Here is a 13302-nt window from a genome sequence, read left to right as displayed (position 1 = left end):
CTTGCGCTACCTGAATTGGATGAATGTTTCATGCCGCACCGGTCTGGGCGCCCGACGGACACTACTCATGCTGCTGTTGGTGCTGGCGGCGGCGCTGCAGCCGGTACGCGCCGAGACACTGCTGGTGCTGGGTGACAGTCTCAGCGCCGCTCGCGGTATCGACCGCGATGAGGGCTGGGTCAATCTGCTGCGCCAGCGGCTGGCGTCCGAGGCACCGGGTGAACACACGGTCATCAATGCCAGTATCAGCGGTGACACCACGGCAGGCGGGCTTGAGCGACTGCCCGAGGCACTTGAGACACACCACCCTGATATCGTGCTGCTGGAACTGGGCGGTAACGATGGCCTGCAGGGGCTGCCACCCGATCGCATGCAGGATAACCTGGCGCAGATGATCGAGAAGAGCCAGGCCAGCGGCGCCCGTGTCGCCCTGCTGGGCATCCTGATTCCGCCCAATTACGGCCAGGCCTATACAAAGGCGTTCGCCGACGTTTTCCCGACGCTTGCCAGCCAGTACGATGTGCCGCTGGTGCCCTTTATTCTCGAAGGGGTCGTCCTGAACGACAAGCTGATGCAGCCCGATCGCATTCATCCCAATGCTCAGGGCCAGCCCATCATGCTTGATAATATCTGGCCCACCGTGGCATCAATGCTTGATGAAGCATCATCAGGCGACACGGTTTCTGCCAGCCGCCCTTAAGTACTGATTCAAGCGGGGCGGTCGGGCCGCCCCGCAGCCTGCCCCTTACGACTCATGTGGAAAATCTGTCATGTCCTCTGCGCCTCTCTCTTCCTTTGTGGTTGCCTATCGTCTGGATGGCCAGGGCAACGGTACGCCTCTTGATCCCGAGGCGCTGGCGCGCGTCTGGCATCACGACGAGGCACCGCTCTGGATGCATCTGGACTTTACCCACAAGGATGTCGATCACTTTCTCGGCACCATTGCCGCCCTCGATGAGGACATCATCGAGGCACTGACGGAAGAGGATACGCGCCCCCGCGTGGCCGTATTCAAGGGCGGAAGGATCACCACCTTGCGTGGCATCAACCTGAATCCGGGGGCCGATCCGGATGACCTGGTCTCGCTGCGGGTCTGGCTGACCGACAACCGCCTGATCACCGTGCGCCGGCGACCGCTGCAGTCGATCACGCAGGTACGTGCCTATCTTGAGGCCGGTGAAGGTGCCCGCAATGTCGGCGAACTGATGGCCGGCATGGCCGATACCCTGGTCGACCGGGTGGGTGATCTGACCCATCAGCTGGATGATGCCCTGGGCGAACTGGAAGAGCGCCAGACAGTCGAAGGGGCCGTCGATATTACCAACAGGGATCTGACCGATATCCGTCAGCCCCTGATCACGCTGCGCCGTTTCATGGAGCCCCAGTATCACTGCCTGGCGCGGCTGGCAGAGGATGACATTCTTGATGACACCGCCCGTTTGTGGCTGCGCGAGGCCTCCAACCAGCTCTTTCGCTACGTCGAGGACTTTCGCGCCATGCAGGAGCGTGCCCTGATTCTGCAGGAGCAGATCTGGAACTCGCACAACGAGCGGCTCAACGAGCGCATGTACCTGATGGCCATCATGACGGCCGTGTTTCTGCCCCTGACCTTTCTGACCGGGCTTTTGGGCATCAACGTCGGCGGTATTCCTGGCGCCGAAAGCCCGGCGGGCTTTGCCGTGGTTTTGGGACTATCGATGCTGGTCGGCGCCGGTGTCATGGCCATGTTGAAAAAATGGCGCTGGTGGTAGCCCCTCATCGGTTCAACGATCGATATGGCCCAGATCACGTTCGGGATCAAGGCGGTCCCGTACCCGGCGCTTGAGCTCCTTGATATCGGGAAACCCACCGTCGCGCTTGCGCTCCCAGACCACTTCCGGTTCGCTCTGGGCGTCGGTCGTGATCAGAACCTCGAAATGGCCGCCATGACTTGGAGCAAGCGCCACCTGCTCAAGACTCTCGCCAAAGGTGGATAAAAGCTCCTGCGCGTACCATCCGGCACGTAAAAGCCACTGACACTGGGTGCAGTAATGAATAGTGATTTTCATGAAGATCTCCTGTTGATGATGGCCCTGTCATGGCAATCAGCCCCTGGTGCGGCCTCATGTGTGACATGGGGCAGCAGGAGCATTTAAAAATCTCGCTGGCCATTAACGTCTCTAATGCTACACCGAGGGTTATACGGTTTTACTACTCTTTATGCTGGCATCGCACCTGCTGAGCTTCATATCATGTCCGCCTATCTTTCATGACCGAAAAGCTGCCATCCATCTCACCGGACAGCCTTTTCATTTGAGGAAGTATCGATCATGCAAACACCGCGGATGATCAGTCCCGAACTGCTCGAACGTGTCGTCAATGCCTCGGGTGATGGCATTGTCGTGGCAGAGCAGGAAGGCAATGAGAATATCCTGATCTACGTCAACAGCGGCTTTGAAGCGCTGACCGGCTATAGCGCAGATGAAATTCTCTACCGCGACTGTCGCTTTTTGCAAAACGGTGATAACCAGCAGCCCGGCCTTGACCGCATCCGTGACGCCCTCAAGGAAGGCCATGTCTGCCGTGAAATCATCCGCAATTATAAAAAGGATGGCTCGCTGTTCTGGAATGAGCTTTCCATCACGCCCGTACACGATGAAGAAGACCAGCTTCTTTACTTTATCGGTGTTCAAAAGGATGTCACCAGCCTAGTTGAGGCCCAGCAGGAGCTTGAGCGTCTGCGCGCTCGTGTTGAAGAAATCTCCTGATTCCCTTCCTGTTCTGATCCTCTCCGGGGCCCGCCATGTGCGGGCCCCGTTGCGTTTTCCCGGCAATGCATTCCGCCGCATTTCAACCGGCGTCTCAATGGGTAAAAAACCGCTTGCCTGCGTCATTAAACGGCGCTATATAGCCTTTTTTGCAGCACAGGGCAGCCACCATGAGTACCGAGCTGTTTGATGAAGCACCCGATGAGCTTGACGCCGTCAACGATGACACCTGGACGCCCAACGCACGCCCCAAAAAGGGCGAGGTCTGCGCGCGCCGGCGACTTGAAACCCTGCTGGAAACGCGTCGGCTCGAGCGCGATCTGATCGATGGCTGGGACGAATGGGACGAGGAGGAATAGCCTCCCTGCCTGCCATTGTCCCCTTTCACAGGGCGCCCGCGGGGCGCCCTGCCTGTCTTTGAAGATGATGCTCTCCCCCGCTTTACGCTGGCCGTGATGCCCCCTGATCTCTATCATCACGGTACTGGCAAAAGACTGCCTCTGATACCCTGCCTATCACCATTGACTACGAGGCTGAATCCACTCCCATGGCGCAATACGTATATACCATGAACCGGGTGGGCAAGACCGTGCCCCCCAAGCGTGACATCCTCAAGGATATTTCCCTGTCGTTCTTCCCCGGTGCCAAGATCGGTGTCCTGGGGCTTAACGGTTCGGGCAAGTCATCCCTTTTGAGAATCATGGCGGGCGTCGATCAGGATTATCACGGCGAAGCCCGCGCCATGCCCAATCTCAACGTGGGCTACCTGCCGCAGGAACCGGAGCTTGACGACAGCAAGACGGTCCGCGAGACCGTCGAGGAAGCCCTGTCCGAGATCACCGATGCGCAGGCAAAGCTGGACGCCGTCTACGCCGCCTACGCCGAGCCGGACGCCGATTTCGATGCGCTCGCCGCCGAGCAGGCGCGCCTTGAGAACATGATCGAGGCCAGTGACGCCCACAATCTCGAGCGCAAGCTGGAAGTAGCCGCCGAAGCGCTGCGCCTGCCACCGTGGGATGCCCGTGTCGAGCATCTCTCCGGTGGTGAGCGCCGCCGTGTCGCCCTGTGCCGACTGCTGCTCTCCGGCCCCGACATGCTGCTGCTTGATGAGCCGACCAACCACCTGGACGCCGAGTCCGTGGGCTGGCTGGAACGCTTTCTCACCGAGTTCAACGGCACTGTTGTGGCGGTCACGCACGACCGCTACTTCCTGGACAACGCCGCCGGCTGGATTCTCGAGCTTGACCGCGGCCGTGGCATTCCATGGGAAGGTAACTACTCCACCTGGCTTGAGGCCAAGGAGAAGCGCCTGGAGCAGGAATCCAAGCAGGAAGCCTCGCGCCAGAAGGCCATCAAGCAGGAGCTTGAATGGGTTCGCCAGAATCCCAAGGGCCGCCAGGCCAAGAGCAAGGCACGTCTTAACCGCTTTGATGAGCTGCAGTCCGGGGACTTCCAGAAGCGTAACGAGACCAACGAGATCTACATTCCGCCGGGACCGCGTCTGGGCGACAAGGTCATCGAGCTGCACAACGTCACCAAGCGCTTTGGCGACAAGGTACTGATCGAGGATCTGTCGATGGCCGTACCGGCCGGTGCGATCGTGGGGATCGTGGGCGGCAACGGCGCCGGCAAGTCGACACTTTTCCGCATGATCACCGGTCAGGAACAGCCTGACAGCGGTGAGGTGGTCATCGGTGAGACCGTGGACATTGCCTACGTCGAGCAGCTGCGCGATGCGATGGATGATCGCCAGACCGTCTGGGAAGCCGTCTCCGGCGGCCAAGACATGCTCAGCATCAACGGCTACGAAGTCTCCTCGCGTGCCTATGTCGGTCGTTTCAACTTCAAGGGCAACGACCAGCAGAAGTATCTGAAGGATCTCTCCGGCGGGGAGCGTGGCCGTCTGCAGCTGGCGCAGACCCTCAAGCAGGGCGCCAACGTGCTGCTGCTCGATGAGCCCTCCAACGACCTGGACATCGAGACCCTGCGCGCGCTGGAAGAGGCCCTGCTGGCCTTCCCGGGCTGCGCCATGGTCATCAGCCACGACCGCTGGTTCCTGGATCGTGTGGCCACGCACATCCTGGCCTATGAAGGTGATTCCCACGTGGAGTTCTTCGAAGGCAACTACACCGACTATGAAGCGGACTATCACAAGCGCGTGGGCAGCGACACACCCAAGCGCGTGAAGTACAAGCGCATCGACGCCTGATCCGCGTCCGGATCGCTACCATCAAAAAGGGCCACCCCGCCGGGGTGGCCCTTTTTCGTGTGCGTATTTCTGTCCGTATTGATGCGCTAGTCGTAGAAGGAGGCCTCGCCTTCCGGACGCGTCTTGAAGCGCCGATGCAGCCAGAGATACTGCTCGGGATGCTTGCGAATGGCCATTTCGATGAAGGCATTGACCTGAGTGGCATCGGCTACCTCATCGCCGCTGGGGAAGTTTTCCAGCGCCGGCAGGTACTCCAGCGTATAGGTGCGGTTATCCGGGTTGCGATGAAACATCAGCGGCATGACCGGAGCGCCCGTCATGCGGGCAATCTTGGCCGTCAGCCGGATCGAGGCCGCATCGATGCCGAAAAACGGTGCGAAGACGCTCGCCTCGCGGCCGAAGTCCTGATCCGGCGAATACCACACTGCGTGGCCACTCTTGACACGCCTGACCACGCCACGCAGGTCATGACGATCAATGGCAGCGCCAAAGATGCCGCGCCTTGCCTTTGTCATGAAGCGTTCAAACAGCGGATTGTTGTGCGGGCGATACACCACGTCGGCATCAAAGAACAGCGAGTGCAGCGCCCCACCCAGATCCAGCGTCGAGAAGTGGATACCGATGATCAGCACGCCCTTGCCCTGGGCCTTCGCCGCCTCCATGTGCTCGGTACCCTTGAAGCTGACCCGGTGACGCAGATGCTCGGGGTCGCGGCACCAGCCGGTGGCGGTTTCCAGAATGCCGATCCCGTTGGCGTGAAAGGTACGCCGTACCAGTTTTTGCAGCTCGTGTTCATCAAGCTCAGGAAAGCACAGGCGCAGATTGGTCTCGGTGATATGACGACGACGCTTGACGAAGCGCCAGACCAGCTCGCCAATGGCGGTGCCGATCCAGAGCTTGAGCCGCCAGGGCAGAAAGGCTCCGACGCGCATCAGGCCGATCGCACACCAGGTCGGCCAGTAGCGCGGGTGCGCAAAGGACTCGGGGTATTCGTGACGCTTGCGTTTACTCATCAATCAGCCTGTATCACTTCCTGCGCGCAGACACGTGAGGCCTGAGCATTACGGTCTGCAGCCAGTATAAGAAATCATGGGTCACAAGGTGGCAGCCATCGAGCATGGGCACTGCTCAGCCTGGGGTGCCGACAACACCGCCATTCGGTGCTGCCTCATTCGGCAAGCCTTCATGCGTGCCGCCGTGATGATAACGGCGCGGCACCCGCGGCAGTATACCGGTCAGGAGCGTGTAGGCGATGGTATCGCACCACAACGCCACTTCACTGACGTTGAGCACGGCGCCGCTAACGTCGCGACCCCACAGGGTCACGCGTGAGCCTATGCCGGCCTCGGGCAGCGCCGTGATATCCACGGTCAGCATGTCCATCGACACTCGCCCGGCGATGGGCACGCGCTGGCCATCCACCAGGACCGGGGTGCCTTCTCGTGCATGACGATCATAACCATCGCCATAACCGCAGGCCACCACCCCGACCCGCGTGGGCTGACGTGTGACATGACGGGCACCGTAGCCGATGGGCTCGCCGGCCTTGAGTTCACGCACGGCGATGATCCGGCTTTCCAGCGTCATGACAGGCTCCAGGGCCTGATCAATCTCGCCATGACGCGGATGCTGCGGTTCAAGCGGGTTGACGCCATAGAGCATGACACCCGGGCGCACCCAGTCATGATGGGCCTCAGGTACGCTCAGGGTAGCCGGGGAATTGGCGAAACAGCCGGGGAGATCGAGCTGCTGACGCAGGGTATTGATCGTGGCCAGCTGCGCTGTCAAAAGCGGACTGTTGGGCGTATCGGCCGTCGCAAAATGAGTCATCAGCAGCGTCTGCGCAATGCCCGGGTGTGCCGTCAGCCGCTGACAGACCTCGGCAACATCCTCGGGCGCAAAGCCCAGCCGGTGCATGCCGCTGTCACATTTGACCAGCACCGTGACCCGGTGCTGTGGCCAACGTTCAAGCGCTTCCAGCATGGCATCCACCTGCCAGTGCGTATGCAACACGCTCCAGTAGTGGCCGGCAATGATTTCATCGAGCTCACAGGGCTCGAAAAAACCTTCCAGCAGCACCAGCGGACACGCAATACCGCTGTCGCGCAGGGCCCGGCCCTCTTCCAGACAGGCCACCGCCATGGCGGGGGCCTGATCCGCCAGCGCGTGGGCACAGGCTGTACTGCCGTGCCCATAGGCGTTGGCCTTGAGCACGGCCATGGCGCGCGCTTCCGGCGCGCATCGGCACGCCTGACGGTAGTTGTGGCGCAGCGCATCCAGATCAATATGCGCCGTCAGCGGCCTCATGTGGTCAAATCCCGTGCAGGAGGATGGGTATCAGTAACCGGTATTACCGGGCATGCCGCGGCCCAGCCCATTGATATCACTGTTATCCGGCATGGCAGTGCGATTGGGCGGCGGCAGCTCACGTTGACCGCCACCACCCTGGTTTCCTTCCAGCGGGCTGGGCCCATTCATGCCGGGGTCCGGCTGGTCGTCACCAATACCCAGCCCCATGGTGTCCTGTGACTGAAAGTTCAGCGATACCGCCTCGTCCGCGCGCAGCCAGCTGTTGAGCACCTCCAGCGTATCGACATCGAGAATACCGGCTTCCTGACGCAGGCTCAGCATGTTGAGCACATAGTCATAACGCGCATTCGCGTAGTTGGAGATGGCAGTAAAGAGGTTCTGCTGGGCCTGGAGGACATCCACGATATTACGTGTGCCGACCTCATAGCCGTTGCGCGTGGCTTCCAGGGCACTGCGATTGGACTCGATGGAACGCTGCTGCGCCTGCACGCTCAGCACGTTATTGAGCGCCTGGGCATAGTAGGAGCGTACCTGCTGTACGGCAGTACGCAGCTGTGATTCCTGCTGATACTGCGTCTGCTCCAGCGAGAAGGTGCTCTGGCGGACCTGAGCACTGGTAGAGCCACCGGTATAGATGGGGATGGTCGCTTCCAGCCCGATCTGGTTCTGCTCGTTGTGGCCGCGCAGATTATCCTGACTGCTGTCGCCATACTGATAGTTGGCAAAGGCAGACAGGGTCGGCAGATGCCCGGCACGCGAGGTGTCGAGGTTGGCACGCGCCACTTCTACGGCGGCGCGGGCAGCCAGCAGATTCAGATTCTGGCTGGACGCCATCTCGACCCACGCCTGCTGGCTGGCGGGTGTCGGGCGCTCGATGGGCATATCGTCGGCCAGGCCATCAATGCTGGGATACTGCTTGCCGGTCAACCGCTCAAGCGCTTCAAAGTTGACCTGCAGGGTGCTTTCCTGAGAGATGCGCTGCGAGCGGGTCAGGTCATAGGAGGCCTGGGCTTCATACACATCGGTGGCTGCCACAATGCCGACATCAAACTGCTGGCGAACCTGTTCGAGCTGGCGCTCCACGGCCTGTTCCTCGGCGCGCAGGGTGTCAAGCTGCTCCTTGGCGCGCAGTACCTCAAAATAGGCCTGAGAGACGTTATAAAGCAGCTGCTGGCGATCGACACGCAGATTCAGGGCTTCCTGCGCGGTCTGGCGTTTTGAGGCTTCCAGCTGATACCAGTTGGTGGCATCGAACAGGGCCTGAGTGGCCTGTACCTGCACCGTGGTGCCGGTGTAATGGTCGTCACTGCCACCCCCGGCAAGATTACCCCCGCCACCGCCAGCCCCCCCGCCTGCGCCGGCAAGATTGCTGCGCTGGGAGGAGGTAATGTTGTAGCGTGTCACGCCGCCGCTGGCGCTGACCTGGGGCAGCAGATTGCCCCGTTGAATATCCTCGCCGGCTTCCACACTGCTGTAGCCAGCTCTTGAGGCGGCAAGATCGGCATTGTTGATCAACGCATCGCGCGCGATGGTCATCAGGTCAGCCGCCTGAGCCTGGCCTGCGAGCGAGACGGCAAGCACCAGTGGCAGTACTCTGAACTTACGCATCAAATGAATTCCTGTCTAAAACGGTTATGGCCGTCTCTGGTCAGTATCCTGTGACCGGCTGGCAACCTGGTGACTCTATCGAGTGCATCGTTTTGACAACAATGCAGCGACCTCATGATGTGCCGAGCTTAGCACATTGCAGGATTTTACATACATTCCTGAATGTTTAAAGGTGGTGGTAACTTGCCGAGCATCCCGCAAGACCACATCCAATTAAAAAAACAGCGCCAGAATTGGCGCCGTTTTTGGTCATCCCCTGCCTGCGACAGGGGATGTCTTGACTGGCCGGCCTCAGGCCATGGCCGCCTTATTCGAAGATGGCATCCAGCGACAGCCCCTGCTTTTCCAGCATGCGGCGCAGCTTCTTGAGTGCCTCGACCTGAATCTGGCGAACACGCTCGCGCGTCAGGCCAATCTCTTCGCCCACCTCTTCAAGCGTGGCAGCCTCATGACCGCGCAGACCAAAGCGACGTACCACCACTTCCATCTGCTTTTCGGTCAGCTCGCCGAGCCACTCATCGACATGGGCCTTGACGTCAAAGTCGACCAGCTCGGACTCTGGCCCGGCCTCGTTCTCATCGGCCAGCGTATCCAGCAGCGGCTTGTCGTTTTCACTGCCCACGGGGTAGTCCACCGAGGAGACGCGCTCGTTGAGTCCCATCATCCGCTTGACCGAAGCCACCGGACGATCAAGGTGCTCTGCGATATCGTCTGCCGTGGGCTCATGATCGAGCTTCTGGGTCAGTTCGCGCGATGCCCGCAGATAGACATTGAGTTCCTTCACCACATGGATGGGCAGACGAATGGTACGGGTCTGGTTCATCAGTGCCCGTTCAATGGTCTGGCGAATCCACCAGGTAGCGTAGGTCGAGAAGCGGAAACCACGCTCGGGGTCGAACTTCTCGACTGCGCGAATCAGACCCAGGTTGCCCTCTTCAATCAGATCAAGCAGGGTCAGTCCGCGATTGAGATAGCGCCGTGCGATCTTGACGACCAGACGCAGGTTGGATTCGATCATGCGCTGGCGCCCGGCCGGGTCACCCTTGCGCGCAAGACGGCCGAAATGGACTTCCTCTTCCGGTGTCAGAAGCGGTGAAAATCCAATCTCGTTGAGATAAATCTGGGTCGCATCAAGACTTTGATGCTGCTGACGTTCTTCCCGGTTCAGGGCTTTTTCGAACGCGTCTTCGTTATCAACTTCCTTGTTATTATCATTTTCATCGAGCGAGAGCTCGTTTTCGTTCTCTTCCAGCTCAACGTCGTCGTGCAATCCCTGTTCAACCACGCTCATATCGACTTCCCCTTTTCGTTTGAGGTTCCCGTGTCATCGACAATGTCGGTGATCCCTCGGGTCTCATAACACCGCTCATCTCGATAGGGATGAGCGGTCTCCCTGGTGCCTCAGCGACCCGGCAGATACTGCATCGGATCCTTCGGTTGGCCATCCTGGCGTATTTCAAAATGCAGCTTGACGCTATCAGCGTCCGTCGACCCCATGGTCGCAATCGTCTCCCCCTGACGGACAACATCGTTTTCCTTGACGTTCAAGGCGTCATTATGCGCATAGGCGCTGAGGAAGTGATCGTTGTGCTTGAGGATGATGAGATTGCCATAGCCGCGAACGCCATCACCGGCGTAGACGACAATACCGGGGCCGGCTGCCTTGACAGGTTGCCCCTTTTGACCAGCAATATCAATCCCGGCCGTGAGATTTGTCTTGTCGCCAAAATCACCTACAACCTTGCCTTCGGTAGGCCACTGCCACTTGATATTGGTTGCCGGCGTATAGGTACGATCGGAGCGGTCTTCACTGGTGCTCTTGCCGGCCACGGATGTCCCGCCGTTGTCGGTCCTGCCGGCACTGCTGCTGCCCGATGATGAACCGCTACCCTGTGATGGCGCCGGGCTCTGGCTGCTCTGCTGGCCACTGCTGCCGCTGGCACTTCCGGCGGCGGCACCCACTCCGGCGGCGGCACCCACGGCACTCTGGGAGAGCTGGCCCTGAGAGCCTGATGCCGACGTGCTACCGGCATCCTGATTACGCTTGATGGTGTCTTCATCGGGTGCCAGCCAGCTGTCATCGCCCCCACTGCCGTCACTGCCCTGCGCACCGCTGAGCGCCGTGGCATGGGTACCGCTGCTGCCTGAAGACGATGCCGGAGAAGAGGAAGGCGCCGACGGTGCACTGACACCGTCATTGAGCCGCAGTGACTGCCCGGGCTCAATGTTGTAGGGCGGCTCCAGATTGTTGAGCGAGGCCAGACGGCGGAAATCGATGCCGGTTTTCCAGCCGATCGAGTAGATCGTATCGCCACGCTGCACGTGATAAATGCCGTTGGCCATCGAGTTCTGGTTGAAGGACGCCTCCTCCACCGCAGGCGTACTGCTGACCTGGGCGCAACCGCCCAGCACTGCCATCAGTACGACGCTGCTGCCCAGCGTGACCTGCCGCATGCGCAGATGAAATCGATTCATGTCCCTGTTCTACTCCTTATGGCATTGATTGACTGTCGGTTGATACCCGTGACGAGGTAGCACCGGAGCGCTCTCCCACAGCCACCACGACCACAAATCCGATCAGCGCCAGCGCCAGCGCCATCCACAGATGAGCCGGCTCGCCAGTCACGGCGGTATAGGCCTCCGGCGACAGGAGCTGGTATTTCAGTGGCACCACCTCGCCATCCGGCGACATCGTGTAGCTCTCAAGCGAACGCCAGGGCCACAGCACCGGCAGCGACCCCAGAATGAAGCCGATCAGAAGATACAGCGTATTGGAGTAATGGTGCCTGAAAAGCCATGACAACACGCGCGAGAAGGTGAAAAGTCCCAGCAGACAGCCCAGCGCAAACTGCGCCATGGTCACGATATCAAACGCCTTGATGGCGTCGATCACGGTGTGATACATGCCCATGGTCAACAGCAGAAAACTCCCGGATACCCCGGGCAGCAGCATGGCGCTGATCGCGATGGCCCCCGCCACAAAAAGCATCAAGGCTCCGCTGCCGCTGGGCAGCAAGGCCGGCAGGAAGTGTGCCAGCAGCGCACCCAGCGCCAGAGGGATCAGAAATACCAGCCGCCAGCGATCCAGCCGGCGTGCCACCACAATGGCAGAGGCGACCACCAGCCCGAAAAAGAAGGCATTGAGCAGCATGGCCTGGTGTTCGAGCAGATAGCTCACCAGATGGGCAAGACTGAGTACGCTGGCTGCCACACCGGCCAGAAGCGGTATCAGAAAACCAAGATTGAGATGAACGAGCAGACCTTTCAGACCATGCTCGCGCAGCGCACCGATGGCACTCGGGCCAAAGCGACGAATGGTTTCGATCAACTCTTCATAGATGCCCGTCACAAAGGCGATGGTACCGCCGGAAACGCCAGGCACGGAATCCGCAGCACCCATGCCCATTCCCTTCAGAAAAAGCGTCACATGCCTTTTCACTTGTTCTACTCCAGATATTTGGGCGGCACAAAGACCGACTCGGGACACATGCAAAAGAGCGCATCAGCGCTGAACACAGGCCAGTGTCTGCCACGCCCCTTCGATTCGAGGGGCGCGAGTATCGCATCGCCTTTTGCACCTGTCTGCCCCGGGGTGTTCATCAACGATGAATCAGAGCAGGTCCCCGGACTGCTGACGCTGTCCGGTCAGCGCCTCGAGCCAGCCACGCACATCACCGATCGAGGCATGACGGGTCAGATCCGTCTGTAGCGGCGTGATCGACACAAAGCCTGCCTCGATGGCAGCGAAATCGGTGTCCTCCCCCATATCGGAGCTGGCACCCGAGGCCGCGATCCAGTAGCGGGTACGTCCACGCGGATCCTGCAGGCGCAGGGGCTGGCTGCCCTGGCCACGCTGCCCCTGACGCGTCACTCGAAATCCCTTGAGTTCTTCCCAGGGCACATCGGGCACGTTGACGTTTAAAAGGCTTCGAGGCGGTAGTGCCAGCTGCTCGACAGCACTGACCAGCGTGGCGGCCACACGCCCGGACGTCTCAAAATGCTGATGTCCTGCCAGCGACATGGCGATGGCTGAAAGCCCCAGCGAGCGGCCTTCCATGGCAGCGGCAACGGTACCCGAGTAGAGCACGTCATCTCCCAGGTTGGCACCGTGATTGATGCCGGAGATCACCATGTCCACCGTCTCATCAAAGATATCGCTCACACCCAGATAAACGCAGTCCGCCGGCGTGCCATCGACGCTGTAGAAACCGCTGTCCAGCGGCGTCAGCGATAGCGGATGGGACAGCGTCAGGGAATTGCTGGCCCCGCTGCGATCACGGTCAGGGGCAATGACGCGCAGCCTGGCCTGATCAACCAGCGCGTCATGCAGCGCCTTGAGCCCCGGAGCATGGACACCGTCATCATTGGATAAAAGCAGTCTGCGCATTGGACGTCCCTGTTCAAGTCAGTATGAAGATTGATGAAGCT

The 13302-nt window shown here is 60.1% G+C and carries 13 protein-coding genes; 5 read left to right on the top strand and 8 right to left on the bottom strand.

Annotated elements, in window-relative coordinates; all coding sequences use genetic code 11:
- The first annotated feature begins 1 nt into the window (after position 1).
- Together IE123_RS12370 and IE123_RS12365 are read left to right on the top strand one after the other, a co-directional pair.
- Complete coding sequence (locus IE123_RS12370) at positions 2-700, top strand: arylesterase (protein WP_373295802.1); 699 nt, start codon at positions 2-4, stop codon at positions 698-700.
- A 70-nt stretch (positions 701-770) separates the two neighbouring features.
- Positions 771-1751: a zinc transporter ZntB gene (locus IE123_RS12365; protein WP_189518616.1), complete on the top strand. Its 981-nt coding sequence runs from the start codon at positions 771-773 to the stop codon at positions 1749-1751.
- 12 nt (positions 1752-1763) lie between these two features.
- Here the strand turns inward: IE123_RS12365 and IE123_RS12360 are convergent, their stop codons facing one another.
- The gene (locus IE123_RS12360) at positions 1764-2048 is read right to left on the bottom strand and encodes an Rdx family protein (protein ID WP_189518614.1); all 285 of its coding nucleotides are present in this window, start codon (positions 2046-2048) and stop codon (positions 1764-1766) included.
- A gap of 261 nt (positions 2049-2309) precedes the next feature.
- On the opposite strand from IE123_RS12360, the gene IE123_RS12355 reads away from it, so the two are divergent.
- The 3 genes from IE123_RS12355 (at position 2310) to ettA (ending at position 4956) form a co-directional block, all read left to right on the top strand.
- Entirely contained in the window at positions 2310-2747 is a 438-nt protein-coding gene (locus tag IE123_RS12355; RefSeq protein ID WP_189518612.1) for a PAS domain-containing protein, read from the top strand.
- A 170-nt stretch (positions 2748-2917) separates the two neighbouring features.
- A complete protein-coding gene (locus tag IE123_RS12350) occupies positions 2918-3106 on the top strand; it encodes a PA3496 family putative envelope integrity protein (RefSeq protein ID WP_189518610.1) in 189 nt (62 codons plus the stop codon).
- Between the two features lie 188 nt (positions 3107-3294).
- On the top strand, positions 3295-4956 hold the full coding sequence (ettA, locus tag IE123_RS12345) for an energy-dependent translational throttle protein EttA (protein WP_189518608.1): 1662 nt from the start codon (positions 3295-3297) through the stop codon (positions 4954-4956).
- A gap of 86 nt (positions 4957-5042) precedes the next feature.
- On the opposite strand, the gene lpxL is transcribed toward ettA, so the two are convergent.
- The 7 genes from lpxL to surE form a co-directional block, all read right to left on the bottom strand.
- Positions 5043-5969: an LpxL/LpxP family Kdo(2)-lipid IV(A) lauroyl/palmitoleoyl acyltransferase gene (gene lpxL, locus IE123_RS12340; protein WP_189518606.1), complete on the bottom strand. Its 927-nt coding sequence runs from the start codon at positions 5967-5969 to the stop codon at positions 5043-5045.
- A gap of 115 nt (positions 5970-6084) precedes the next feature.
- Positions 6085-7263 carry an alanine racemase gene (alr, locus tag IE123_RS12335; RefSeq protein WP_189518604.1) on the bottom strand — a complete coding sequence of 393 codons (1179 nt, stop codon included), beginning with the start codon at positions 7261-7263 and terminating at the stop codon, positions 6085-6087.
- A gap of 30 nt (positions 7264-7293) precedes the next feature.
- Positions 7294-8874, bottom strand: a complete 1581-nt coding sequence (locus tag IE123_RS12330; RefSeq protein WP_189518602.1) for a TolC family outer membrane protein — start codon at positions 8872-8874, stop codon at positions 7294-7296.
- A gap of 307 nt (positions 8875-9181) precedes the next feature.
- Positions 9182-10165: an RNA polymerase sigma factor RpoS gene (rpoS, locus tag IE123_RS12325; protein WP_189518601.1), complete on the bottom strand. Its 984-nt coding sequence runs from the start codon at positions 10163-10165 to the stop codon at positions 9182-9184.
- Between the two features lie 110 nt (positions 10166-10275).
- Positions 10276-11349: a peptidoglycan DD-metalloendopeptidase family protein gene (locus IE123_RS12320; protein WP_229819745.1), complete on the bottom strand. Its 1074-nt coding sequence runs from the start codon at positions 11347-11349 to the stop codon at positions 10276-10278.
- A 16-nt stretch (positions 11350-11365) separates the two neighbouring features.
- Positions 11366-12313 carry a DUF368 domain-containing protein gene (locus IE123_RS12315; RefSeq protein ID WP_189518600.1) on the bottom strand — a complete coding sequence of 316 codons (948 nt, stop codon included), beginning with the start codon at positions 12311-12313 and terminating at the stop codon, positions 11366-11368.
- A gap of 171 nt (positions 12314-12484) precedes the next feature.
- The gene (gene surE, locus IE123_RS12310; RefSeq protein ID WP_189518599.1) at positions 12485-13261 is read right to left on the bottom strand and encodes a 5'/3'-nucleotidase SurE; all 777 of its coding nucleotides are present in this window, start codon (positions 13259-13261) and stop codon (positions 12485-12487) included.
- Positions 13262-13302: the final 41 nt, after the last annotated feature.

This window comes from Kushneria pakistanensis (genome assembly GCF_014652795.1).
GTDB lineage: Bacteria > Pseudomonadota > Gammaproteobacteria > Pseudomonadales > Halomonadaceae > Kushneria > Kushneria pakistanensis.
This window is presented reverse-complemented; position numbering and strand designations above follow the sequence as displayed.